12 protein-coding genes (1 of these 12 cut by a window edge) are annotated in these 26,219 nt (G+C 70.0%); 4 read left to right on the forward strand and 8 right to left on the reverse strand.

Translation table 11 applies throughout. From position 1 onward, the window contains the following. Together ACYVKL_RS16970 and ACYVKL_RS16975 are read right to left on the reverse strand one after the other, a co-directional pair. Nucleotides 1-13,877 carry the 5' portion of a non-ribosomal peptide synthase/polyketide synthase gene (locus ACYVKL_RS16970; protein WP_379164446.1) on the reverse strand. It extends 4,144 nt beyond the left edge of the window, so 13,877 of the gene's 18,021 nt are visible here — the first part of the coding sequence; its start codon is at nucleotides 13,875-13,877; its stop codon lies beyond the left edge, outside the window. Between the two features lie 440 nt (nucleotides 13,878-14,317). Next, on the reverse strand, nucleotides 14,318-15,670 hold the full coding sequence (locus ACYVKL_RS16975; protein ID WP_357190589.1) for a GAF domain-containing protein: 1,353 nt from the start codon (nucleotides 15,668-15,670) through the stop codon (nucleotides 14,318-14,320). Nucleotides 15,671-15,968: 298 nt separating this feature from the next. Between ACYVKL_RS16975 and ACYVKL_RS16980 the strand changes: the two genes are divergently transcribed. Both ACYVKL_RS16980 and ACYVKL_RS16985 read left to right on the forward strand, forming a co-directional pair. Continuing rightward, on the forward strand, nucleotides 15,969-17,222 hold the full coding sequence (locus ACYVKL_RS16980) for a cytochrome P450 (protein ID WP_379165763.1): 1,254 nt from the start codon (nucleotides 15,969-15,971) through the stop codon (nucleotides 17,220-17,222). Next, complete coding sequence (locus ACYVKL_RS16985) at nucleotides 17,219-17,545, forward strand: nuclear transport factor 2 family protein (protein WP_379164449.1); 327 nt, start codon at nucleotides 17,219-17,221, stop codon at nucleotides 17,543-17,545. The genes ACYVKL_RS16980 and ACYVKL_RS16985 overlap by 4 nt, the downstream gene beginning before the upstream one ends. Here the strand turns inward: ACYVKL_RS16985 and mftF are convergent, their stop codons facing one another. Further along, nucleotides 17,546-18,943 carry a mycofactocin biosynthesis glycosyltransferase MftF gene (gene mftF, locus ACYVKL_RS16990; protein WP_379164452.1) on the reverse strand — a complete coding sequence of 466 codons (1,398 nt, stop codon included), beginning with the start codon at nucleotides 18,941-18,943 and terminating at the stop codon, nucleotides 17,546-17,548. It abuts the gene before it with no gap. A 372-nt stretch (nucleotides 18,944-19,315) separates the two neighbouring features. On the opposite strand from mftF, the gene mftR2 reads away from it, so the two are divergent. Further along, nucleotides 19,316-19,936 carry a mycofactocin system transcriptional regulator MftR2 gene (gene mftR2 / locus ACYVKL_RS16995; RefSeq protein ID WP_213559245.1) on the forward strand — a complete coding sequence of 207 codons (621 nt, stop codon included), beginning with the start codon at nucleotides 19,316-19,318 and terminating at the stop codon, nucleotides 19,934-19,936. A 72-nt stretch (nucleotides 19,937-20,008) separates the two neighbouring features. Beyond that, the gene (locus ACYVKL_RS17000) at nucleotides 20,009-21,064 is read left to right on the forward strand and encodes a 2Fe-2S iron-sulfur cluster-binding protein (RefSeq protein ID WP_379164455.1); all 1,056 of its coding nucleotides are present in this window, start codon (nucleotides 20,009-20,011) and stop codon (nucleotides 21,062-21,064) included. Nucleotides 21,065-21,131: 67 nt separating this feature from the next. On the opposite strand, the gene ACYVKL_RS17005 is transcribed toward ACYVKL_RS17000, so the two are convergent. From ACYVKL_RS17005 to ACYVKL_RS17025, 5 genes are all read right to left on the reverse strand, one after another. Further along, the gene (locus ACYVKL_RS17005) at nucleotides 21,132-21,713 is read right to left on the reverse strand and encodes a transglycosylase SLT domain-containing protein (protein WP_379164458.1); all 582 of its coding nucleotides are present in this window, start codon (nucleotides 21,711-21,713) and stop codon (nucleotides 21,132-21,134) included. Nucleotides 21,714-22,036: 323 nt separating this feature from the next. Beyond that, nucleotides 22,037-22,780: a DNA alkylation repair protein gene (locus ACYVKL_RS17010; protein ID WP_357190580.1), complete on the reverse strand. Its 744-nt coding sequence runs from the start codon at nucleotides 22,778-22,780 to the stop codon at nucleotides 22,037-22,039. 21 nt (nucleotides 22,781-22,801) lie between these two features. Next, nucleotides 22,802-24,145, reverse strand: coding sequence for a hypothetical protein (locus ACYVKL_RS17015; protein ID WP_379164462.1), 1,344 nt, complete (start codon nucleotides 24,143-24,145; stop codon nucleotides 22,802-22,804). Nucleotides 24,146-24,283: 138 nt separating this feature from the next. Next, nucleotides 24,284-25,477 carry a lipase family protein gene (locus tag ACYVKL_RS17020; RefSeq protein ID WP_379165764.1) on the reverse strand — a complete coding sequence of 398 codons (1,194 nt, stop codon included), beginning with the start codon at nucleotides 25,475-25,477 and terminating at the stop codon, nucleotides 24,284-24,286. 111 nt (nucleotides 25,478-25,588) lie between these two features. Beyond that, nucleotides 25,589-26,203 (reverse strand): TetR/AcrR family transcriptional regulator, encoded by a 615-nt coding sequence (locus ACYVKL_RS17025; RefSeq protein WP_379164465.1) that lies wholly within the window; start codon nucleotides 26,201-26,203, stop codon nucleotides 25,589-25,591. Nucleotides 26,204-26,219: the final 16 nt, after the last annotated feature.

Below are 26,219 nucleotides of genomic sequence, written 5' to 3' on the forward strand. Positions count from 1 at the left end.
TCGGAGGTGCCCGTCAGCCGCGACAGCAGGGCCGCGTAGGCCGCGTGCACCACCATGAACAGGGTCGCGCCGTGGCGGCGGCCCAGCTCGGTCAGGCCGGCGTGCAGTTCGGCGTCCAGCGGCAGCCGGATGTAGCTGCCGCGCAGGCTCTGTCGCGCCGGACGCGGGTGGTCGGCGGGCAGGTCCAGCTGGTCGGGCAGCCCGGCCAGGGTCTCGCGCCAGTAGGCGAGCTGGCCCGCGGCCACCGACTCCGGGTCGTCCTCGGAGCCCAGCAGGGCGCGCTGCCACAGCGCGTAGTCGGCGTACTGCACGACCAGCGGCGACCAGGACGGCTTGGCGCCGCCCAGGCAGGCGTCGTACGCCACCATCAGGTCGCGCACGAACGGCACCACCGAGGAGCCGTCGGCCGAAATATGGTGCAGCACACCGGCGAGCACGTGATCACCGGTGGGCGCGCCGTCGGCGTCGACGATGCGGAGCAGCAGCACCCGCACCGGCACGTCCACGGTCACGTCGAAGGTGGTCATGGCGAACTCGGTGACCCGGCCCACCAGCTCGGCCTCGGTGAGGTCGACCGGCTTCAGCTCCGCGACCACCTCGGCCGCGGGCAGGATCACCTGCGCCGGCCCCTCGGCCAGCTCCGGGTAGACGGTGCGCAGGGTCTCGTGGCGTTCGATCACGGCCGCGAACGCGGCCTCCAGCGCCGGGGCGTCCAACTCGCCGGACAGGCGCAGCGCCACCGGAATGTTGTAGGCCGTCGACGCGCGGTCGAAGCGGTTGAGGAACCACATGCGCTGCTGGGCGGGTGAGAGCGGCAGGTGCTCGGGGCGGGCCCCGGCGACCAGCACGGGCCGCTTCGGGCCGTCGGCCTCGGCCTGCACGCGCGCGGCCAGCGCCGTCACGCTCGGCGCCTCGAACAGCGCGCGCACGCCGACGGTGGTGTCGAACAGCGCGCCGATGCGGGCGACCGCCTTGGCCGCGAGCAGCGAGCTGCCGCCCAGGGCGAAGAAGTCGTCGTCCGCGCCGACCCGCTCGACACCGAGCAGATCCGCGTACACGTTCGCGATGAGCTCCTCGGCGACCGTGGCCGGCTGCCGGTACTCGGTGCCCTCGAAGACCGGGGCGGGCAACGCGGCGCGATCCAGTTTGCCGTTGACGGTCAACGGGATCCGGTCCACCACCACCACGGCGGCGGGCACCATGTGCTCGGGCAGCTCCCGGGCCAGGGCGGTGCGCAGGTCCGCGGTGGAGACCACGGCATCCGCCGCGGGCACCACGTAACCGATGATGCGGGAGACCTCGGCGGCCTCGTCGTGCCGCACGATGACCGCGGCCTCGCGCACCTCGGGAGCCAGCAGCAGCGCCGCCTCGATCTCGCCCAGTTCCACGCGGAAGCCGTGCAGGTTCACCTGCTGGTCGATGCGGCCCAGGTACTCGAGGTCGCCGGTAGCGGTCCAGCGCGCCAGATCGCCGGTGCGGTAGGCGGATTCGCCGGGAGCGCCGTACGGGTCGGCCACGAAGCGGCCGGAGGTGAGCGCGGGGCGGTTCAGGTAGCCGCGCGCCAACTGCCCACCGGAGACGTAGATCTCGCCGGGGACGCCGACCGGGACCGGACGCAGCCGCGAATCCAGCACGCGCACGGTCAGACCCGGCAGCGCGCCGCCGATCACGCTGGCCGAACCGGTGTCCGGGGTGATCGGGCGGTAGGACACGTGCACCGTGGTCTCGGTGATGCCGTACATGTTGATCAGTGCCGGGCCCTGCGGGTGCCGGGCGAACCAGCCCGAGAGCCGCTGCGGCTCCAGCGCTTCACCGCCGAAGATCACGTAGCGCAGCGAGAGCTCGGAGTCGCTCTCGGCGTCGGCGGTGATCAGCTGATAGAAGGCCGACGGGGTCTGGTTGAGCACGGTCACGCCCGCGGTGGACAGCAGTTCCCGGAACTGCTGCGGCGACCGGGAGGTGAAGTAGTCGACCACCACCACGCTGCCGCCGTACAGCAGCGCGCCCCACAGCTCCCAGACCGAGAAGTCGAAGGCGTAGGAGTGGAACATGGTCCACACGTCGGCGGGCCCGAAACCGTAGTGCCCCTGCGCGTTGTCGAACAGGCGGATCACATTGCGGTGCGGGATCACCACACCCTTGGGGCGGCCGGTGGAGCCCGAGGTGTAGATGACGTAGGCGGTGTCGGCCGGGCGCAGCGGAGCGCGCCGGTCGCGGTCGGTGACCGGGGCGGCGTCGTAGCCGTCCAGGTCGATGGTGTCGAGGCAGACCACCGGACCGCCGAACCAGCCGGACGGCAGCTGCGCCGCACCGCTGCTGATCGCGCACACCGGGCGGGCGTCGTCGATCACGTACTCGATGCGGTCGGCCGGGTAGTTGGGGTCGATCGGCAGGTAGCCGCCGCCCGCCTTGACCACGGCCAGCAGCGCCACCGCCAGCTCCTCGGTGCGCGGCAGGGCCACCGCCACCAGGGATTCCGGTCCGACACCGGCCGCGATCAGGCAGCGGGCCAGGCGGTTGGAGCGGGCGTCGAGCTCGCCGTAGGAGAGGGTGACATCGCCCGCGCGCACCGCCGGGGCGGCCGGGTCCAGCGCCGCCGCGGTGGCGAAACGGTCTGCCAGCGTGGTGAATTCGGCGATGTCGGGGCCGGTGCCCGCCCACTCGTGCAGAACGCGGGCGCTCTCCTCGATGGTCAGCAGCGGGATGTCGCCGACCACCACGGCGGCGTCGGCGACCACCGACGACAGCACGCGGTCGAAGCGGCCGGCCAGCGCCGCGACGGTGTCAAGGTCGAACAGCTCACTGGCGTAGGTGATCTCGATGTCGAGGCCGTTCGCGCCGCCGTCCGGTCCGTGCTGCTCGAGCACGGTGAACTGCAGATCGAACTTGGACACCCCGGCGTCCAGGGCCTCCGGACGCACCGTCAGCCCGGGCAGTTCCACCGCGGGCAGCGCGTAGTTGTGGAAGGTCAGGGCCACCTGGAACAGCGGGTGCCGGCCCTGCGAGCGGGCCGGGGACAGCACCTCGACCAGGCGCTCGAACGGCACCTCCGCGTTCGACAGCGCCGCGATGTCGTCGGCGCGGACCGCGTCCAGCACGGCGCCGAAGCCGGCCCGAGGGTCGATCTCGCTGCGCAGCACCAGGGTGTTGACGAACATGCCGACCAGGGCGTCGAGCTGCTGCTCGCCGCGGCCCGCGACCGGGGTGCCGATCGCGATGTCGGTGCTGCCCGAGATCCGGGCCAGCAGCACCGCCAGCGCCGCGTGCACGGTGCTGAACAGGGTGGTGTCATGGGTGCGGGCCAATTCGACCAGGCCGGCGTGCAATTCGGCGTCCACGTGCATGCGGTGGGTGCCGCCGCGCAGCGAGGCCACCGCCGGGCGGGGACGATCGGCGGGCAGCTCCAGCTGCTCGGGCAGCCCGGCCAGGCGCTGCTTCCAGAAGGCCAGCTGACGGTGGGCGAGCGAGGCCGGATCGGACTCGTCGCCGCGACGCTCGGCCTGCCACAGCGTGTAGTCGGCGTACTGCACGGGCAGCGGGGCCCACGCGGGCGCGTCGCCGGCCCGGCGGGCCTGGTAGGCGGTCATGAAGTCCACCGCCAGCGGGCCCATCGAGAAGCCGTCCGAGCTGATGTGGTGCACCACCAGCACCAGCACGTGATCGGTGGGCGACAGGCTGAAAACAGCCGCGCGCACCGGGGTTTCGATGGTCAGGTCGAACGGCCGGCCGACCACCGCCGCCACCCGGGCGACGATCTCGTCGGCGGTGATCGGAGCGGTGACCAGCTCGGCGTCGGCCTCGGCCAGCACCTGCTGCACCGGCCCGTCCGGACCGCCGGGGTAGATGGTGCGCAGCGTCTCGTGGCGGGCCACCACGTCGCGCAGGGCGTCGCGCAGCGCGGCCGCGGCCAGCGGACCGGTCACCCGCAGCACCATCGGAATGTTGTCCGCCGCCGCGCCGGGGCCGACCCCGGTGGCGTCGGCGTGGAAGCGGTTGAGGAACCACATGCGGCGCTGCGCGTCCGACAGCGGCACCAGGGCCGGGCGCGGCCGCGGCGCCAGCGGCACGAGAGTGCCACTGCCCGAACGGGATTCCGCGACCGCCGCCAGTCCGGCGACCGTCGGGGCGTCGAACAGGTCGCGCACCGAGAGTTCGGCGTCCAGCGCCGCGCCCACCCGGGCCACCACCCGGGCGGCCAGCAGCGAGCTGCCGCCGAGGGAGAAGAAGTCGTCGTTCGCGCCGATCCGGTCGAGGCCGAGCAGATCCGCGAAGACACCCGCGACCACATCCTCGGCCACGGTCTCCGGCGCGCGGTAGGCCGCGGTCTCGAAGACCGGGGCGGGCAGCGCGGCGCGATCCAGCTTGCCGGAGGCGTTGACCGGGAAGGCGTCCAGCACCACGAACGCGGCCGGAATCATGTACGCGGGCAGCAGGCCGCCCAGCGCCACCTTGATGGCGTCCAGGTCGAGCGCGTGGCCCGGTTCGCGCAGCAGGTAACCGGCCAGCTGATCACCGGCGTGCGCGTCCGAGCGCACCAGCACCACCGCCTGGTTGACGCCGGGCTGCGCCAGCAGCGCGGCCTCGATCTCGCCCAGCTCGATGCGCAGACCGCGCAACTTCACCTGGAAGTCGGTGCGGCCCAGGTAGATCAGCTCGCCCTCGGCGGTCCAGGTGACCAGGTCGCCGGTGCGGTACATGCGCGCGCCGGTCCCGAAGGGGTTGGCCACGAAGCGATCCGCCGACAGGTCGGGGCGGCCCAGGTAGCCGCGGGCCAGCTGATCGCCCGCCAGGTAGAGCTCACCGGCGACGCCGGGCGCGACCGGGTTCAGGCGGCCGTCCAGCACATAGGTCTGGGTGTTCCACACCGGACGGCCCATCGGCACGAACGCGGTATCGGTGTCAACGACCTCGTGGTGGGTGACCTCGACGGCCGCCTCGGTGGGGCCGTACAGGTTGTGCAGGCGCGCGCCGGTCAGCTCGCGCAGCTTGAAGGCGGTGGCCACGGGCAGGCCCTCACCGGAGGCGAAGACGTCCCGCAGGCCGGTGCACTGCGCCGCGGCCGGCTCGGTCACGAAGACCGCCATCATCGACGGCACGAAGTGCGCGTGCGTGATGCCCGCGCGAATGATCAACTCGGCCAGGTACTTCGGGTCGCGGTGCCCGTCGGGCGCGGCCACCACCAGGCGGGCGCCGATCTGCAAGGGCCAGAAGAACTCCCACACCGACACGTCGAAGGTGAAGGGGGTCTTCTGCAGCACCACGTCGGAGGCGGTCAGGCCGTAACGGGACTGACCCCACACCAGGCGGTTCACCACCGAGGCGTGCGACACCGCCACACCCTTGGGGCGGCCGGTCGAGCCGGAGGTGAAGATGACGTAGCAGGCGTTCGAATCACGCAGCGGCGCACGGCGATCCGCGTCGGTGAGCGGGGTCGCGGCGTAGGCGGTCAGATCGACGGTGTCGATGGCCAGCACCGGGATGTCGCGCGCGGTGGTGAAGCCGTCGCGGTCGGTGGTCAGGATGATCACCGGGCCCGCCGCGTCGAGCACGTAGTCGGTGCGCAGCTCGGGCTGATCCGGGTCCACCGGGACATACGCGCCACCGGCGGCCAGGATCGCGTACATGCCGACGAGCAGTTCGTGAGAACGCCGGATCGCCAGCGCCACCCGGGATTCCGGTCCGACGCCCGACTCGACCAGCTTGCGGGCCAGGCGGTGCACGCGGTCGGAGAACTCGCCGTAGGACAGAGTCGTCCCCTCGAATTCCACGGCCGGGGCGTTCGGGCAGGTCAGCGCCCGCGCCTCGAACAGGGCGACCAGGGTCGCGGGGGTGGTCTCACCGAACGCGCCGACCGGCAGCACCGAGCCGATGTCGTGGGCGGTGTCGTTCCACTCGGTCAGCACCTGGGCGCGCTCGTCGTCGGTCAGCAGGTCGATGTCGCCGACCGGGCGGTCCGGGGTGGCGGTGACGGCGTCCAGCACCACGTCGAGCCGACGGGCGAAGGCCGCGATGGTGGCCTCGTCGAAAATGTCGGTGGCGTAGGTGAACACGGCGTCGAGCCCGCCCGCGGCGCGGTCCTCGACCAGCGACAGCTGCAGATCGAACTTGGCGATGCCCGGGTCCAGCTCGACCCGCGAGGCGGTCAGGCCGTTCAGCTCGAGCGTGGTCTGCGTGGTGTTCTGCAGGTCCAGGGCCACCTGGAACAGCGGGTGGCGGGCCTGCGAACGCATCGGGCTGAGCACCTCGACCAGGCGCTCGAACGGGACGTCCGCGTGCGCGAAGGCCCGCAGATCGGCCTCGCGGACCTGGGCCAGCAGCTCCCGGAAGGAACGGTCCGGGGCGACCTCGGCGCGCAGCACCAGGGTGTTGACGAACATGCCGACCAGATCGTCCAGCGCCTGCTCGCCACGGCCGGCGACGACCGAGCCGATCGAGATGTCGCTGGTGCCGGACAGTTTCGCGAGCAGCGTGGCGTAGGCCGCGTGCAGCGCCATGAACAGGGTGGCGCGATCGCCCTCGGCGAGGTCACGCAGGCGCGCGTGCCGCTCGGCGGAGATGGCGAACCGGTACTGCGCGCCGTGGCGGGTGGCCACGGCCGGGCGGGGCCGGTCGCCGGGCAGCTCCAGGGTGTCGGGCTGGCCGGACAGTTCGGCGCGCCAGAAGCGAACCTGGTCGGCCAGCATCGATTCCGGGTCGTCCTCGGCGCCGAGCAGCTCCCGCTGCCACAGCGTGTAGTCCGCGTACTGGACCGGCAGCGGCGTCCACGCCGGAGCCGCACCGGCGGTCCGGGACGCGTAGGCCAGCATCAGATCCCGGGTCAGCGGCGCGATGGACCAGCCGTCGGCGGCGATGTGATGCACGGCCAGCACCAGCACGTGGGTCTCGGGCGCAACCTTCAGCAGGGTCAGCCGCGCCGGAGCCTGCTCGTCCACCGCGAACGGCAGCACCGCGAGCCCGAAGATACGGGTCTCCAGTTCATCGGCGGCGACCTGCTCGACCGCCAGTGCGACACCGGCGTTCTCGACCGGCAGCACCAGCTGGCGGCCGACGCCGTCCACGGCCGGGTACACGGTGCGCAGGGTCTCGTGCCGGGCCACCACATCGGTGACGGCGGCGGCCAGCGCGTCCGCGTCCAGCGGGCCGTCCAGGCGGATCGCCGCGACCAGGTTGTCGGCGATCGAGCTGTTGTCGAAGCGGTTCAGGAACCACATGCGCTGCTGGGCGTAGGACAGCGGGACCACCTCGGGCCGCTCCCCCGCCACCAGCGGCGCGCGGCCACCCTGACCGGCCAGTTCGGTCAGGCGGGCCGCCAGCTCGGCGACACTGGACGCCTCGAACAGCAGGCGCACCGGGACGGTGGTGTCCAGGGCCGCGCCGAGGCGGGCCACCACCTGGGTGGCGATCAGCGAGTTGCCGCCCAGTTCGAAGAAGTCGTCGTCCGCGCCGACTCCGGCGGCGGGCGTGACGATTTCCGAATCCATCTGCACCGCAGGCGCATTCGAGGACAGGGTGACGTCACCGGCGGCCGCGTTCGGGGCTGCGGCCACGGCCGCGGTCAGGGCCGCGTCCACCGGCTCCGCACCGGCGGCCGGCGTCAGGCCCAGCACCTCGGCGAAGACCTCCGCCACCAGCAGCTCGATCGGCGTTGCGGGAGCGCGGAATTCGCGGGCCGCGAAGACCGGGGCGGGCAGCGCGCGGTAGTCGAGCTTGCCGTTGACGGTCATCGGCATGGCGTCGAGGACCATGAAGGCGGACGGAATCATGTACGCCGTCAGGCGATCCGCGAGCGCGGTCTTGAGCTCCGCGACCTCCACGCCGCCGGCGGCCGGCACCAGGTAGGCCACCAGCTGATCGCCGCGCGCCGCGTCGTGGTGCAGGACCACCACGGCCCGGCGCACCTGCGGCAGCGCCGCCAGCGCGGCCTCGATCTCGCCGAGCTCGATGCGGAAGCCGCGCAGCTTCACCTGGGAGTCGTTGCGGCCCAGGTACTCGACCTCGCCGTCGGCGGTCCAGCGCACCAGGTCGCCGGTGCGGTACATGCGTTCACCGGGAGCCCACGGGCAGGCCACGAACCGGCTCACGGTCAGCTCGGCGCGGTTGCGGTAGCCGCGGGTGACCGGCAGGCCGCCCAGGTACAGCTCGCCGATCGCGCCGACCGGCACCGGACGCAGCCGGCTGTCCAGGATCCATTCCCGCGCGCCCGGCACCAGCCGGCCGATCGTCACGGGCTTGCCCGCTTCCATCGCCCCGGTGATGTTCACGACCACGGTGGCCTCGGTGGGACCGTAGGCGTTGATCATGTCGCGCCCGGCCTCGGCCCAGCGCCGCACCATCTCCGGCGACAGCGCCTCGCCGCCCACCGCGACATGGCGCAGGGTGGGCACGTCGGCCGGATCGATGGTGCTGGCGCCCGAGGGCGTCATGAAGACGTGGGTGACCCCGTGCGTCCGAATCACTTCCGCCAGCTCGTCACCGATGTGCGCACCGGTGGGCGCGACCACCAGGGTGGCGGCCGAACGCAGGGCCAGCAGCAGCTCGCCGATCGAGACGTCGAACGAGGAGCTGGTGACGTGCAGCACCCGGGCGTCGGGCGAACCGCTGAAGCGCTCGTACTGCGCCTCGGACAGACCGGCCAGACCCGAATGGGTGACCACGACGCCCTTGGGCAGACCGGTCGACCCGGAGGTGTAGATGGAGTACACGACATTGGCGCTGCGCAGCGGGCGGACCCGATCCGCGTCGGTGATCGGCGCGGCCGGGAAAGCCGCGCAGGCGGCGGTGAATTCGGCGTCGTCGAGCAGCAACCAGGACAGCGTGTCCGGCAGCGCGTCGCGCACCGGGGCCACGGTCAGGCCGAGCACCGCGCCGGCGTCGCGGACGATGTACTCGATGCGGTCGGCCGGGAAGGCGGGGTCCACCGGCACCCAGGCGGCACCGGTCTTGGCGATCGCCCACGCCGCGACGATGTACTCCACCGACCGCGGCAGGCTCACGGCCACCAGGTTCTCGGGGCCGAGGCCGCGCTCGATCAGCAGGCGCGCCAGGCGATTGGAGGTGGCGTCCAGTTCCGCGTAGGTGAACCGGACATCGCGCTCGATCAAGGCAATTCGATCCGGGGCCTCGGCCACGGCCGCGGCCATGATCTCGGGCAGCAGGCGGACCGCGTCCACCGTGCCGCCGGAACGGGTTGTCAGATCGGTGTATTCGGCCGCGGAGAGCAGCGGCAGCGCGTTGACGATCACGGCCGGGTCGGCGGTGATCGCCTCGAGCAGGCGCACGTAGCGGTGCGCGAAGACCTCGATGGTGGCGGGATCGAACAGATCCATCGCGAATTCGAACTCCGCGTGGATCCCCGCCGGTGCCGGACCTTCCCCGGGACCGGCACCGGCGAAGCTTTCGGTGACCGCGACCGACAGGTCGAACTTCGTCACCTCGGTGTCCAGCGTACTCGTCGTGGCAAGCAACCCGGGCAGTTCGAGACTGATGTCTCCGGCGGCGGTGAACGACAGGGCCACCTGGAACAGCGGATGGCGCGACGCCGAGCGCACCGGATTCAGTGTCTCCACAAGCTGTTCGAAAGGCACGTCGGCGTGCGCGAATGCCGCCAGATCGGTGTCGCGGACGCGGTGCGCGAGGTCGCGGAAAGCGAGCTCGCCGTCGACCTCGGTGCGCAGCGGCAGCGTGTTGACGAACATGCCGATCAGGTCGTCGAGTTCGCGCGCGCCGCGCCCGCCGACGGGGGTGCCGATGACGATGTCCGACTCTCCGGACAGGCGCGACAGCAGCACGGCCAGGGCGGCGTGCATCAGCATGAAGGTCGAAATGCCCTCGGCCCGGGCGGTTTCCGAAATGGCCGTGTGCAACTCGGCGGTGAGCTCGACGTCCAGCTTGCCGCCGCGGCCGGTGGCGACGGCCGGGCGCGGACGGTCGGCGGGCAGGTCCAGCACGTCCGGCGCGCCGGACAGCGCGCCACGCCAGAAGTCCAGCTGCCGCGACAGCAGCGACTCCGGATCGTCGGCCGCGCCGAGCCGATCCCGCTGCCACAGCGTGTAATCGGCGTACTGCACCGCCAGCGGCGCCCAGCCGGGCTCCTGGCCGCCGGAGCGGGCCAGGTAGGCGGTGATCAGATCGCGGGCCAGGATCGGCAGCGAGAGGCCGTCGGCGGCGATGTGGTGCAGCACGATGGCGACGGCGTACTCGGGCACGTCGAGGTCGGCGGCGTCGACAAGTACCGGACCGCCCAGTCCGCAATCCGACGCGACCGCGCCGGTCACGGTGAACAGTCGTGCACGGAACGGGATCTCGCGCTCCAGGTCGAAGCCCTGGGCGGCGAAGGCATGCAAGCGGGCGTCCAGTTCGTCGGCGTCGCAGGACTCCTGCGCCACCGGCTCGGCCGCCACCGCGACGGGCAGCACCTGCTGCTGCGCGAAACCCGCTGCCGTCGTGGGGAATACGGTGCGCAACACCTCGTGGCGGTCCAGCACGTCGGCCAATGCCGCCCGCATCACCTGCGGATCGGCCTCGCCACGCAGTCGCACCACGAACGGCATGTTGTAGCCCGCGCTCGCGGTGTCGAAGCGGTTCAGGAACCAGATGCGCTGCTGCGCCGGGGACAACGGCAGCGACTCCGGCCGCTCCCGGCGCACCAGGGCGACGGCACTGCCGGACTCGGCGTCGGCATCCAGGAACTGGGCGTCGATCACGGCGGCCAGCTCGGCCACGCCGGTGGCCGAGAACATTTCGCGCACCGTCAGGTGGCAGCCCAGCTCGGCGTTCAGCCGCGACGCCACCTGGGTGGCGATCAGGCTGTTGCCGCCCAGGGCGAAGAAGTCATCGGTGCGGCCGACCTCATCGGTGCCCAGCACCTCGCCGAACATCCGGGCCACCGCCCGCTCGGTCACCGTCACCGGCGCCTCGTGCACCGCCGCGACCCGGACCGGGTCGGGCAGCGCCGCCCGATCCAGCTTGCCGGAAGCATTGACCGGCAACGCCTCCAGCAGCACGAACGCGCTCGGCACCATGTACGCCGGCAGCGCCCGCGCCGCCGCGGCCTTGAGCCGGACCGCGTCCACCTCGTCGGCGGCGACCACGTAGGCCACCAGCTGGTCGTCCCGCACGATCACCACCGCGCGCGACACGCCCTCGACATCGCCCAGCACCGTCTCGATCTCACCGAGCTCGATGCGCAGACCGCGCACCTTCACCTGGAAGTCGGTGCGGCCCAGGTAGTCGATCTCACCCTGCTCGGTCCAGCAGACCAGATCGCCGGTGCGGTACATGAGTTCACCCGCCGCGGCGAACGGGTCGGCGACGAACCGCTCGGCCGTCAGACCCGGACGCGCCATGTAACCCCGGGCGAGCTGAACCCCCGACAGATACAGCTCACCCGGAGTTCCCATGGGAACCGGCCGCAGGCGTGCGTCGAGCACGTACAGCCGGGTATTGAACACCGGCGCGCCGATCGGCACGGCGGTGGTGTCCGCGGCGGTCACCTCGTGCGAGGTGACCTCGACCGCAGCTTCGGTGGGGCCATAGAGATTGTGGAGCGGGGCGCCGGTCAGGGCGCGCAGCCGCTGGGCGATCGGGCCCGGCAGCGCCTCACCCGAGGCGAACAGCTGACGCAGCCGCAGCGGCTGCGCACCGGCGGCCGCGGCGGCCTCCAGCTCGGCCACGAACGGATCCATCATCGACGGCACGAAATGCGCCACGGTGACCCCGAATTCGGCGATCACGGCCCGCAGGTAGGCGGGGTCGCGGTGGCCGTCGGGCTGCGCCAGCACCAGGGTCGCGCCGATCTGCAGCGCGAAGAACAGCTCCGGCACCGACACGTCGAAGGTCATCGGCGTCTTCTGCAGCATCACGTCGGACGCGGACAACTCGAAGGTCTCCCGCATCCACACCATGCGGTTCACGATCGAGCGGTGGCTCACCGCGACACCCTTGGGGCGGCCGGTGGAACCCGAGGTGAAGATGACGTACGCGGTGTTCGCGGGACGCAGCGCGGCGCGCCGGTCGGCGTCGGTCACCGGCGCGTCGGAGAATCCGGCCAGCAGCTCATCGGTGAGATCGGCGAGATCCAGGACGGCGGCATCGGTTTCGGGACGATCCGCGGCGGTCGACACCACCAGCGCGGGCGCGGCGGTGGCCAGGATGTGGGCGATGCGATCGGCCGGGTGATCGGGGTCCAGCGGCACGTACGCGCCACCGGCGGCCTGCACCGCGTACACCGCGACCAGCAGCTCCGGCGACCGGCGCAGGTGCAGCGCCACCAGCGACTCCGGGCCGATGCCCCGCGAGATCAGGTAGCGGGCAAGACGATTCACGCGACCGGAGAACTCGGCGTAGGTCAGATCGCAGGCCGGCTCGCCGCCGAAGCGCACGGCCGTGGCCTGCGGGGTCCGGGCGGCCTGCGCCTCGAACATCGACACCAGCGTCGCCTCGGGGTCCACCGCGAACGCGGTGTCGTTCCACTCGCGCAGCACCACCTCGCGCTCCCGCTCGGTGGTGACCTCGACCGCGGACAGCGGGGCCGCCGGATCAAGATCCACCAACTGCTCGAGGAACGCCACGAAACGCTCGACGTGACGGCGGGTCTCGTCCTCGGTGTACAGGTTCGGGTTCACCTCGAAATCGAGGCGCACCCGGTCGTTCTCGCCGTAGAAGACATTGAGGCTCATGTCCTCGACCGGGCTGGTGGACAGCAGGTTCAGTCGGCCCTGGATGTCCCCGAAGTCCAGCTGGGGGTGGAACAGCATGATATTGACCATCGGGCCGTACAGCTCGCGCGAGGCCGGGGCGCCCTGCCGCTCGGCGGCGTCGCGGCGGATGTCCTCGTGCCGGTAGCGCTGGTGCCGCAGCGCGCCGGAGACCTCCAGGCGCGCGGCGGTGAGCAGGTCACCCCAGGTGGTGTCCGGGCCGGCCGCCATACGCATCGGCACGATGTTGGACAGCATGCCCGTCGAGCGGCGCATGACCGCGGTGGTGCGCGCGGCGACCGGCAGGCTCAGCACCGCCTCGTCCTGGCCGGTGAGCCGGGCCATATACGCCGCGAAGGCCGCGATGACCACGCCGGCCAGGCCCGAATCACGGTGTGCGCCACACGCTTCGGCGCGCTTCAGCAGGTCGTCCGACAGCACTACGCCGACGCGGGTGTTGTCCGATCGAGCGGGCGCGGTGCGGCCCTTGATCGAGGTGGCGCTCTCCAGGCCGGCGGTGCGCTCCAGCCAGTGCGCGCGGTCGGTCCGGAACCGGCTGCTCTCCCGGTAGGCCAGCTCGGACTCGACCAGTTCGCGCAGCGTGCCGACCTTCGCCGTGTCCGGCTCCAGCCCGCGCTGCAGCGCGGTGTAGCGGCGCGCCGTCCACTGCATGGTGTTCAGCGCGGCGTAGCCGTCACCCAGGATGTGGTGGCCGACCACGAACCAGAACCAGCGCTGATCGGCGACCCGGATCAGGGTCGGCGCGAAGAGCTTGCCGGTGAGCAGGTCGCGCGGCGCTACGATCTCGGCGCGCATCCATTCCTGCGCGGCCGCAATCGGATCGGCCTCCGCGCGCAGGTCCAGCAGCTCGGTGTTGGAACCGGCGGTGGGGTCGATGTACTGGTAGGGCTGTCCGTCGATCTCGGTGAAGCGCAGCTGTGACGAGCGCCAGATCGGGACGCCGTCCTCGGAGACGCGCAACAGCAGGTCGGGGTCGAAATCACCCTCGATGTCGACGTATTGGGCCAGGACCAGGGGTGTTTCGGGAGCCAGCAGCTGGGCGTACCAGAGCCCGATCTGAGCGGGTCCGAGCGGGAAAGGCGCGGCGATATCCGACGTCGGAACTTCCCGCGGTCCGAGCGCACTCGAGTCCGTACCCTGCACCAGAGCCTCCCTTGTCATGGCGAATTGCTATGTCGACCAACGGTTTCGGGGCATCACGAAATAGACCTGGGTGCGCTTGGCTGACGAGGGCGCACCAGGCCGCGAGGTATCGCATCGCCCTGGGTTTTTCGACGAATGCGCGGCGAAATCCGCGCGTGATCCAACTAGTGCTCGAATCGGCCGGGCTTACTGGCTCGCCGGCCGGGATGCGGTTGCCTCCGGGTCATCGCATCCGGGGTGTCCTACTGCCGATCTCCTCCAACTGTCACCTGCATCACAGGGATGCCGTTCATGCATGCGAACACTAGGCGTTTACACAATAAAAAGGAACTTTTTCCTGAAAAAAAGTTGGACGAGCGTCTAGTTGGGAGCCGATCCGGCTCAGAGATCGCGATGTCTGTGGGTCAGACCACATAACAAGGCCGCGGTGTGACCAACCGCACTTTCGGAAGTGGACATTAGGAGTCGAAACGTTGCAACTGCGTTGCATCGGCGCCGAGCCGCCGGTCCAGCACCCGGATCTTGGCCTCGATCTGCGCATACAGCGGAGACTCGCGGTCCACGGTGGCCCGATAGGCCGCCCACGCGGCCGCATCGTCACGCCCCTCGGCACCCGCCGTCCACCGGCTCAGGACCGAAGCGTCGCCGGAACGTAATACAGCTGTTCTCAAGCGCACACGCAATTCATCGCGAATGTCTATAACTCCCGGGGCCGTCGAACGCGGCAACACCGGGCCCGCGTACAGGCGCACGGCGGCATCCACGTCCCCGGAATCCAGGGCGGCGCGCAGCGCCTCCACATCCGTGGCGATCGGCACGCGCAACCGATACGGGCGCGAACCGAAGACATTCGAACCGACCACCGAGCGCAGCCGCGACATGGCGGCGCGAATGGTGGCGTTGTCCAGATCGGCGTCATCGAGCAGCAGGGCCAGGTGATCGGCCGACAACCCCTCGGCATGCTCGGCCAGCAGCAACAGGATCTCGGCATGCCGCTGCGACAGCGGGACCCGCTCCCCCGCCACCGTCAGCTGCGGCTGCCCCAGCCCGAGCACCTCCAGGCCCAGTCGTTCGGGCGCGGGCGCGTCGGCGGGTGAACGCCGGTCGTGGCCCGAACGGACCGCGGCCAGCAGCAGATCCATCTCCGCCGCCGTCGCCGCCGCCTTCACCAGGGCCAGGATCTCCGGACGCGCGACCCGCACGCCACCGGCGATCATCAGCACCCCCACCAGGCGGCCGTCCGGATCGTGCACCGGCGCAGCCGCTCCCGTGATCTGGTGCATGCGATGCAGGAAATGTTCCGGCCCGTGGATCCAGGCCGCGCGGCCGGTGCGCACCACCAAGCCCACCGCATTGGTGCCGACCCGGCGTTCGCTCAGGTCATTGCCCTCGCGCAGACCCGCCTCGGCGGCCGGCTGCACTCGATCGGCGTTGCCGTGCACGGACAGCACTCGGCCGAACTGATCGGCCACCACCACGATCAAACCGGTACTGGTCGCGTCCCGCAGCAACAACTTGTCCACCAGGGGCATGACCGCGGCGATCGGATGCGCGTCGCGATAGCGCTCGAGGTCCGAGCCGCGCAGGCCGCGACCGTCCCCGTCGTCCATGGGGTCCACGCCGCCGCGCACACTGCGCAGCCACGATTCCAGCACCATCGGACGCAACAAGCCGGGCAGTTGCCCCAGCTGATCCCCGCCCAGGCTGAGATATCCGTGTGCCTGGGCGGCGTAAGTTTCGAGCGCCCCGAGTTGACTGCCCGGTTCGACGCCGTGGTTAGGGTTTCCCCCACCCGCAAGATTGCTGACCATTTGCCTTTCTTTCCGCACCCAAAGGGTACCGGCGCACCTGAGCGCCCAAGGCGGAAGCCGGACGTTTGTCCGGCAGGTCACACAGCAACCGTGCCCACGGGAAATGTGAGCTACACAGCATCTTGTTAAACACGCCGTGTTCAGTCACGGCGCGTGGTCCGCGCGTCGCGCTCCACCGGGCGCGGTAGCGGCGGCGCGGCTGACCGGGCCGCGGATCCGCGCTCCGCATCGAAACCCTTGCGGTGAAACGTTTTTGCGACTGGACGGTTCATCGAATGTACCGTCCCGCCGCCGGGCCCTGTGCCAGGGTGGGTCCGTGGAGGACATCGACCTGACCGACCTCGACCGCTTCGCGCACGGCTTCCCGCACGCGGTCTTCGACCGGCTGCGCGCCGAAGCACCGGTGTGGTGGCATCCACCCACCGCGCACACCCCCGACGGGGAAGGGTTCTGGGTGGTCAGCCGGTACGCCGACATCGTTGCCGTGGCCGGGGATTCGGTCACCTACTCCTCCGAGACCGGAGGCGAACGACGCGGCGGGGGCACCCTCATCGAAGATCTGCCGGTGGACTGGGCCGTCGGGGTGCTGCTCAACATGATGGACGACCCCCGGCACGCCGGCGTGCGGAAACTGCTCATGCCCAGCGTCGCACCACGAACCCTGAAACTCATCGAGGACGACCTGCGGCAACGCGCCGCCGACCTGGTGGACGCGGCACTGGCCAAGGGCGAGTGCGACTTTCTGCTCGACCTCGCCGCCGAACTCCCGCTGCAGGCCGTCGCGCAACTGCTCGGAGTGCCGCAACAGGACCGGCACCGGCTGTTCGGCTGGGCCAACGTGGCCCTCGACTACGACGATCGCGAACTCGGCGAGGCCACCGCGCGCACCCAGCGCGCCGTCGCCGAAACCCGGGCCTACGGCAAGGAACTGCTCGCCGCCAAGACCGCCACACCCGCCGACGACCTGCTGTCACTGGCCGCGCACGCCACCATCGACGGGCAACCGCTCACCGACATGGAGAAGGCGATGCTGTTCAGCCTGCTCATCGCGGCGGGCAGCGAGACCACCCGCAACTCCATAGCGGTCGGGATGCTCGCGCTCATCGAACGGCCCGACGTCTGGCGCACCCTGCGCGACGATCGCACCCAATTGGACGGCGCCGTCGACGAAATGCTGCGGTGGGCGTCCTCCACCTCCTACAACCGGCGCACCGCCACCCGCGACACCGACCTCGGCGGCCGGCGCATCCGGGCCGGGGACAAGGTCACCCTGTGGTGGACCTCCGCCAACCGCGACGCGAGCGTGTTCCCCGACCCGCACACCTTCGACATCACCCGGCGACCCAACCCGCACCTCGCCTTCGGGCGCGGCGGGCACTTCTGCCTCGGCTCCAACCTGGCCCGGATGGAGATGCGGGTGGTCTTCGACGCGCTGCTCGACGGCGTCGAGATCGCCGAACTGACCGGGCCCGTCGAATACACGCGCAGCAACAAGCACACCGGGGTGCGGCACATGCCGGTCCGGCTCCAGGGAGATAAGGAGAGTCGATGAGCATCGCCGAGGACTACGTGCGGGCGGTCAACGCCGCCGACGAATCCGCCCTGCTGGCGCTGTTCGCGACCGGGGCCGAACTCCGCAATCCCCGCGGCATTTTCAGCGGTCACGACGAAATCGCGGGGTTCTATCGGAATGTCGTGTTCGCGGGCCGGGCACAGACCCGGATCACCCGCGTAATCCCGGGCCCGGCAGTGGAAGTCGCGCAGCTCGAGGCCACCAGCCCGCTCGGCGCGCCGGGCAACCGCACCTACGCCATCGACGTGTTCAGCCTCGACCCGGACGGGCGCATCGCCACCTTGGAGATCTACTACCGCTGATCAGCCGGTCGGCAGCGTCGGCTTCAACGCCGCCGCACTCTTGGTGCGCGCCGCACCCCACCACACGCCGGTGCCGTAGGCGATGTCGTCCAGCCGGCGGCAGAACACGTACCGGACCGGGTCCAGGCTGCCCGGCTCGCGGTGGGTGAACCAGTCCGCCAGACCTTCGGCCATGGCCAGGGTGATCGCGATGTGCCGGACCCGGCGCGAGCACAGCATGCCCAGCAAGGTGATCGGCCAGTAGTGGCGGCACATGGCCGACGCCAGCCGCCAGATCGCGCCGGTGAAACCGCGCGTCATATATATGGCCGCCACCCGGGTCGGATTGTCGAGCCCGGCGAAGACCCGGCGTAATCGGACCAGCGTCGCACCCAGGGTCAGCACGCCGCCGAAGATGCCCCAGCCCGACATGGTGCTCAGCAGCGTCGCCGAGACCGCCGTCCAGATCGGCAGCGACAGCGGCGCGGCCAGACCCGGATGGCGCTGCGCCAGCGGGGCCACCCCGGTGCCATGGGTCACCTTGTGCGCGAACCACTTTCGTAGTGACACCGGATTGCTGTGCGCGACCCGGGCGGCCGGCTCGTAGCGCAGCCGCCAGCCCGCGCGATCCAGCCGCCAGCACAGATCGACATCGCCGCCCGCATCCATGCTCTCGTCGAAACCGCCCTCGGCCAGCAGCGCCAGCCGGCGCACCAGCACCGCCGAACTCGGCACGTAGGGCACCGGGCCGTGCGCGTGCACCGCCGACTCGCGGCGGCCGCGATGCACCGAACCGCGGGTGTGCTCATAGCGGGCCAGCAGCGTGGAATCCGGATCCATGGCGAGGATGCGCGGAGCCACCAACGCCACCTTCGGATCGCTGAAGTGGCCCAGCATCACCTCCAGCCAGCCGGTGCGGGGCACCACCTCCGGATCCAGGAACGCCACGAATTCGGTTGACGCGGATCGCAATCCGAAATTCCGGGCGGCCGCCGCACCGTGCCGGCGATCCCGCCGCAGCACGGTGATCCGGCATCGGCTGCGCGCCTCCGGAATCCGCACCGGCCGATCCGAGCCGTCGTCCACCACGATCACGGTGTGCCCGCGCAGCGCCGACAGCAGGCGCGACAGCTCGGGAGTGTTGTTGTGCACCGGCACGATGACGGTGACGTCCTCCAGCGACGGCAGCAGCCGCGGACGCGGATTCGCGACACCGGAATCGAGAAGACGTCTGGCAACCCGGGCCGACGCCGGGTCGGTCACCTCGAGGTACCCGTCACCGATCAAGGCCGCAGCTTCCGGAGCGAGCCGCAGCAACCGTGTCGGAGTGCCACCGACCAGGAGCCGTCCACCGGAATAAGTGCGCACCTTGGGATCGATTCGCACCCCGAAACCATCGGGAAGGCGATCATGGCGCATTCCCGAATGCTAAGTCAGCACACCGTTGGCAATGATGATTGCCACGCTGGGTTATTTGCCCTCCGCTTCGCTACGGGCGGGTTCGCGGCCCTGAGGTCCCGATTCTTCCCTCCCTCCGCTCCCCCGAGGCGCAGGACTATGGAGCCGTTCGCTCCTCCGCTCCACTCGATCCGGAATCGGGACGGCCACGAACCCGAGGGCGTGCGGCATCCCCGTGGCACCGCAGCCGCATTCGAGTCCGGCGCACATCGGACCGTAGCTCGACGAGTCACATGGCGGGCGCTCTACACTGCGGGAGGAAAATCGGCAGTTGAACAGGTAGGGACGGATATCCGTGCCCGTGGTGGTCGAGGCGGTATGGGAGTCGGGCGCATGCAGACAGGCGGGGGCGGTAACACCCTCTCGGAATCCGAGATCGTCGAGGCCGCCCTGCGGGTGGTCCGGCAGGACGGCGTGGAGAAGCTGTCCATGCGACGACTCTCCCGCGAACTCGGAGTTTCGCCGATGGCCCCCTATTACTATGTCGCCGACAAGCGTGAGCTACTCGATCTGGTGGCGACCGCGGCGCTGACCGGCGTGCGCAAGCCGCCACCCGAATTCGGTACGTGGCAAATGCGTTTGCGCGACCTGATCGACCAGATCGACGAGAAATTGCGCAAGCACCCGGGTCTCGGCGACGTACTGATCGAGCAGATGCTCGGCAAACAGCTCGACCTGATCGCGGCCGTGATGGAAATCCTCTTCGACGCCGGTTTCGACGAGCGCAATGTGCTCTCCGCCTACGCCACCATTCACACCTACCTGTTCGGGCGCTCCAAGGTGAACCCGCGCGACCGTTCGTCGCTGCTGGATCGGGTGCTGCCCGAGGCCGTGGAACGCGCCACCAAACACCTGGGTGATCTGCGCGGCCGGTACTCCTACGACTTCTCGATGGATGTGCTGATCGCGGGGCTGGAAGCTCAGCTTGTCCGGCAGCGCGACACCCACGTATAGTCAAACTAGAACACGTTCTAGTTTGGGTAGACTGCTCCGGCTGACCATCACTGCCGGGTTCGAGAGGACACTATGACCACCGTCGACGTACCGCACAGCTCACGATCGGCCGTGCTGCGGGTCTCCGCGGTCATCAACGAGACGACCGACGCCTGCTCGCTGGTATTCGACGTGCCCGAGGACCTCCGTGAGCGCTTCTCCTACCAGCCGGGCCAGTTCCTGACGCTGCGCATCCCGAGCGACCTCACCGGGTCCGTCGCCCGCTGCTACTCGCTGGCCAGCTCGCCGCACACCGACGACCAGCCCAAGGTCACCATCAAGCGGACCGTCGACGGCTACGCGTCGAACTGGGTGTGCGACAACCTGAAAGCCGGCGACACCATCGAGGTGCTGCCGCCCTCCGGCATCTTCACCCCCCGGAACCTCGACGAGGACCTGCTGCTGTTCGCGGCCGGCAGCGGCATCACCCCGGTGATGTCCATCCTCAAGTCGGCCCTCGCCCGCGGCAACGGCCGCATCGTGGTGGTCTACGCCAACCGCGACCACGAGTCGGTCATCTTCGCCCGGGAACTGCGCGAACTCGCCGACAAGAACCCGCAGCGGGTCGTCGTCATCCACTGGCTCGAAACCCTCCAGGGCCTGCCGACCGCCGACGCCTTCGCCGCCCTGGTCGCCCCCTACACCGCCTACGAGGCGTTCATGTGCGGCCCCAAGCCGTTCATGGACCGGGTCCACGACGCCCTCGGCCAGCTCGGCATGCCGCGCAACCGCACCCACGCCGAGGTGTTCAACTCGCTGTCCGGTGACCCGTTCGCCGACGTCGCCCCCACCGAGATCAGCGCCGAGGAAGCCGCCGACGCCGCCAGCGTCGAGGTCGAACTCGACGGCGAGACCCACGAGATGACCTGGCCGCGCAGCCAGACCCTGGTCGACATCATGCTGTCCAAGGGCCTGGACGTGCCCTACTCCTGCCTCGAGGGCGAATGCGGCTCCTGCGCCTGCACCGTCCTGGAAGGCGAAGTGGAGATGGAGAACGCGGAGATCCTCGACCCCGAGGACATCGCCAACGGCTACATCCTGGGCTGCCAGGCGCGGCCGGTGACCGACCACCTGAAGATCCAGTTCTAGCGGGTCCCCGAAAACGACAGCCGGCCGCCACATCTCACGATGTGGCGGCCGGTTTGCTGTGCGCTGCTCAGTAAGCCGAGAAGACGTTGTCGATCGAGCCGTAGCGGTGCGCCGCGTAATTGCAGGCGGCCGTGATGTTGGCGACCGGATCGTAGATGTCCCACGAGGTGCCGTCGACGTGGTACGCCTGGAAGGTCGGATCGATCACCTGGAGCAGGCCCTTGGACGGGATGCCCGCGGCGGCGTTCGAGTCGTACAGGTTGATGGCCTGCGGGTTGCCGCCGGACTCCCGCTGAATGTTGCGGAAGATGCCGTCGTAGCTGCCCGGGATGCCGTGCTGGTTCAGCACGTACAGGGCATTGCGGATCCAGCCGTCGAGATCGTTGGTGAAGGCCGGGGGCAGCACCTGATTCAAGGGGGCGGGCAGGCCCTGCACGGCCGCGCGGACCTGGTCCTGCTGCGCCGCCGGGAGTGACGCGTTCAGGCCGACGGCCTGCTGCTGCACCTGCTGGGCGGTGGCCTGGAACTCGGGCGGGACACCGTTGACGTCCGCGGAGGCGGTGCCGGCGGCGATCACGGCCGACGCGGCGAGCGCGGCGGCGGCCAGGCCGGTGACGGTTTTGACGGGCTGAGCGAAGAATTTATTCATGGCGAGTCTCACTGGCGCAGCGCTGACCACGGCGGGTCTCCCTGGGGAGCCTGTCGATGCACTGCATGGATTGTGATGTGCAAGGTGGCGGAACGAGATTCGGGAGATTTCCCAGCTATCACCGTTCGTTCACGCTCTCGCCGAAGGGCGGCGGTCTCCGCGTGTGGTGCACCAACTCGTTTCGAGCTGGTATCGGTCGTCGTCGACTGATCACAGAGTGGTCTCGACAAATGAACGTAAACTGAACACAGGGTGAACAATCAATCCGAATCGCCCGAGTACTCCGTCACAGCTACCCGGCAGCGTGGTCTACGCCGCGACACTCACCGCTGCGCGCGGTAGTGCGCGCGCCGGTCAGAGGTCAGATGCTCGGTCGCGTAGCTCAACGCGGTGCGGCCCATATCCGCCGCGTGCGCGTCCAGAAATCCGGTGAGAATCGCGGGATCCACCCGCTTGCCGATCTCCCGCAGCATCCAGCCCACCGCCTTCTGGATGAGATCGCGGCGGTCGTCGAGCAACCGCTCACACAATTCCAGGGTCGTCGCGGTATCGCCCTGTTTGATGAACGCGAACGTGGTCAGCAACGCCACCCGCCGCTCCCACAACGAATCCCCCGCCGCGAATTCATCGAGCAGATCGCGCGGGCGTTCCAGCAACCACGGACCCAGAATGAACTCCGCCGACGCATCCACCAGATCCCAGTTGTTCACCCGGCCCCGGCGCACCGCCGCCAGATACAACTCCACAATCTCGCGCTGCCGCCCCACATCGGCCCCGCGCTTGCGCGACGCGCGCGCCATCTCGCCATTCAGAATCACCAACGCCGCCAGCCGATGCTCATGCACCGGACTGTCCAGCAGCACATCGATCTCCGAAAGCGGCATCCCGGCAAACCGTTTCACCGCCTTCCGGGTCTGCGGAACCCGGACGCCGATAAAAACATCCCCTTCGCCGTACTCCCCCGGCCCGGTCTTGAAAAAGCGCTGCAGATGCACCGCATCGGCCGGATCGGCGAGCGCCGCCAAATCCGCTCGGACCGCCTCGGCGGTCAACGCATTCGACGTCACGCCCCGAATCCTAGATCTACATCATGCTGTTTCAGCCGCAGCCTGCAACAGCACCTCGCCAAAATTTCGCATATGGTCCGCCCCTCCGTACCAGGCGGCCACCAATTCCACGGCTGCCGAACGGGTCCGGTGCGCGGCTTGGGCCAGCTTCTCGATATCGCCGGCGCCGGATTCGGCGGCGGTCGCGGCCACCTCCAGTTCGTGGCTGGCGAGCAGTAGACGCATGATGTGGTGCAGATCGATGGTGGCGTCGCTGGTGCGGAATTCGGCGGCCTTGGACTCGGTCACGGCGGTCTCGGTCACCGGCGCGGTCACCACCACCGGCTCCGGGGCGGCCACCTCGGTAGCCGCCGGCGTGGCGGTCACGAGTTCGGTCACAATCGAATCCAGTTGCTCCACAACGGGTTCCGGCGCGGCGCGACGACGCGACGGGGTTCCCGTCGGGCGCACGGACTCACGCGGCGCGTCCTGGGCGCTCTCCCGCAGAGACGCGGCGACCGCCTCCAAGCTCTCCAGGCTGGCGGGGGCGTCCAGATTCTCCAGGCGGGCAGGAGCTTCCAGCCGTTCCGGGACCTCGAACCGGACCGACGGCTCGGGGTCCGGCGCGTAGCGGCGCGACACCGGGGCCTCGAAGTCGACCGCCGGGGCGGCGCCGAAGAGCCTCTCGTGCGAGTCGGTGCGCGGAGCGTAGGCGGGCGCCTCGGCGGCGGGGCGCAGGGTGTCGCTCTCGGGCACGAGCGGCGAAGCGAAAGACTCGATGTCGGCGACGGAGCGGGTGAACGGGCCGCTGTCGGCCGCCGGCCGGGTGAGCGCGCCGCTGTCGTTGACCGAATGGGTGAACGGCGATCCGTTCGCGGCCGGGCGCAAGCTGTAGGACTCGCCATCGGTGGTGGGCGCGCCGAACGGCTCACTGTCGGTGGTGATGCGGGCCGAGAACGGCTCGTTGTCCGCGGCCAGGCGGGCGGCCACCGCCTCGGGGTCCGCGGTGCGCTGCGGCAGTTCGGGAGCGCGCTGCGTCAGATCGATATTGCGCTGCGGCAGGTCGGGCGAACGCTGCGGCAGGTCGGCGGAGCGCTGCGGTAGATCGGGCGCGATCCGGCGCGACAGCGCGTCCGATTCCGGTGTGCCGCGCAGGGTTACCGGCGCCGAGGACCACTGCACCTGCTGGTCGTGGCCGTTGCGGCTGAGCCCGTCATGGCCGTTGCGGCCGAGCGCGTCGTGGCCGTTGCGGCCCGGGCCGCCGGTATCGATGCCGGTCAGCACCGGATTCGGCGAGGTGCCCGGCGCGTCCGGGTGGGTGAGACGGTAGCCCGGCTGACGCGAAGAGCGCGAATCCCCCGGGCCGGTGGTGAAATCGGCATCCATGGCCGCCATTCTTACCGGGCCCCGGGAGCCGGTGCGACTCGGGCCACGGTCCGGCCGTGCGCCCGGTCGCCACGAAACCGGCTCACGACCAACGGTATTGGGGCATTGACGCCTGCCCCGGACCGGGACCGGATCGGCTCAGCAGGTGGTCGGAGCGGGTACGCCGCGCATGCGCGCGTCGATCCACTCCAGTGCCGACGGCAGTCCGAGCACCGCCGCGGACAGGTGCTCCGGCGACGGATTCACATCCGCGTCCACCCGCACCCCGGCCGCGCAATACCGGTTGTCGGTATTCACGATGGCGTCCACCGGAATCAGCGGATCACTCGCCGAATGCCATTCGAAGATGGGCATGTTCGGCACGCCGTCGAACAGTTCCAGGCTGTTCTCCCGCAACACCGACCGCGCCGTCGGATCGTCGATCATCGAGTCGCCGGCCGCGAATTCGCGCGCGCTGTGACCCGCGCCGATGGCCATGATCTCGTTGGTGCAGCCATTGGCCATGGCATTGCGCGCGGCCAGGCCCGCACCGTTCATCTGGGTACTGATCGGCAGCCGATCCGGATACTCCCGCTCCAGGCCGATGGCGGCCGCCATGGCCAGCCCGAACGCCGGATGCGGTTGCCAGCCCAGCTGGCTCACCATCTTCTCCAGATTCATCGGCACGCCGCCGGTGGCCGCGCCCGCGAACTCCAGTTCCGGCGCGTACGTGGGCGCGAGCGCCGCCGCCCACGCGGTCGCCATGCCGCCGCCGGAGTAACCGGCCATCGCCACCCGGCTGTCGGCGACGCCCAGTTCCGGCACTCGTTTGACGGCGCGCACCCCGTCCAGGGTGATCTGACCGCCCAATTTGGCCGCGCCGTAGGCGAAGTTCGGGCCCAGATGGTCGGGCAGCGCCACCGACCAGCCGCGCCGCAGCGCCACGTTCAACGCGACGGCTTCCTTCACCTGCAGATTCGGGTCGTTGGTGTACAGCACGCGCGACACCGCGCACTGGGCGCCGAGGCCGTTGATGATGTGCTGATAGGACAGCAGCGGCCCGCCCGGCTGATGCTCGCGCGGCGTGAGCACCGTGGTGATGGCCGCGATCGGGCCGCCCTCGGAATTGGTGGACCGGAATTTCACCATGGTGACCGCGGTCTCGGGGAACATCAGCAGCGGCGGCATCGGCCGCACCGCCAGCACATCACCCGGATCGTGGTCGGCGACATCGGCCGGCTGCGCGTAGAACGGGTCCGGATCCGGCGCGGGATAGATCGGGTCCGCGTGCGCCGCGGGTGCCAGACCCGCCAGCGTCAGACCTGCCGAAAGCACTCCGAGAACACGCAGCAACAACTTGGCCTTCACTGGTTCCTCCACGAACCTCGCAGTGAGAATCACACGATTGCCCCACAAAGAGTGTGGTCGGGAGTGTTCGAGAATGAGCCAGCGACACGCCAGCAATCAGCCCATTTGGGTCATTCCAGCGGCCACCACGTTCGCGACGTTCAAGATTTCGTCGGCCGTCGGCAACGGCAGCCCGTCCAACGCGTGCAACCGATCCGTGCTCGCGATCGCCAGCATCGCCGACACCCACGCCGCCGCGCACGCCCGCAACGTCCCCGGTTGCACCGGGCCGGGCGCACTCGCCGCCAGCACCCGCGCCGTCGCGTCCAGCAACTGATCGCGCATGCGGCGCAACTGCTTCCGCACATCCGGATGAGTGTCGGCCTCGCGCCACATGATCACCCGCAGCACCGACGAATTGTGATCGCGCAGATTCAGCGCGGCATCCATGTTGACCAGGCTCTTGGCCGGATCACCCGGCACCACCACCGCATCGATGTCGTCGATCGGCTGGGGCGGGACCCGCTCGGCCATCAGCGCCGACAGAATCGCGTCCTTGGTCGGGAAGTAATAGAAGACCAGGCCCTTGGGCACCCCGGCCGCCTCGGCGATGGCCGCGGTCGCGGTCGCGTCGAATCCATTGGCAGCGAAAAGAATTTCGGCGGCATCCAGAATGAGCTGGCGAGCGTCCCCGTCGACCTTCTTGCTACGACGCTTGCGTGGTGCAGGCACTGCTCGAATTCCTCCT

The organism is Nocardia tengchongensis, assembly GCF_054781395.1.

Excerpts from the sequence above, each read along its gene's own strand:
- ACYVKL_RS16975 (WP_357190589.1), bottom strand. The coding sequence starts at position 15,670 with ATGGTCAGCAATCTTGCGGGTGGGGGAAACCCTAACCACGGCGTCGAA.
- ACYVKL_RS16985 (WP_379164449.1), top strand. The coding sequence starts at position 17,219 with ATGAGCATCGCCGAGGACTACGTGCGGGCGGTCAACGCCGCCGACGAA.
- mftF (WP_379164452.1), bottom strand. The coding sequence starts at position 18,943 with ATGCGCCATGATCGCCTTCCCGATGGTTTCGGGGTGCGAATCGATCCC.
- mftR2 (WP_213559245.1), top strand. The coding sequence starts at position 19,316 with ATGCAGACAGGCGGGGGCGGTAACACCCTCTCGGAATCCGAGATCGTC.
- ACYVKL_RS17000 (WP_379164455.1), top strand. The coding sequence starts at position 20,009 with ATGACCACCGTCGACGTACCGCACAGCTCACGATCGGCCGTGCTGCGG.
- ACYVKL_RS17005 (WP_379164458.1), bottom strand. The coding sequence starts at position 21,713 with ATGAATAAATTCTTCGCTCAGCCCGTCAAAACCGTCACCGGCCTGGCC.
- ACYVKL_RS17015 (WP_379164462.1), bottom strand. The coding sequence starts at position 24,145 with ATGGATGCCGATTTCACCACCGGCCCGGGGGATTCGCGCTCTTCGCGT.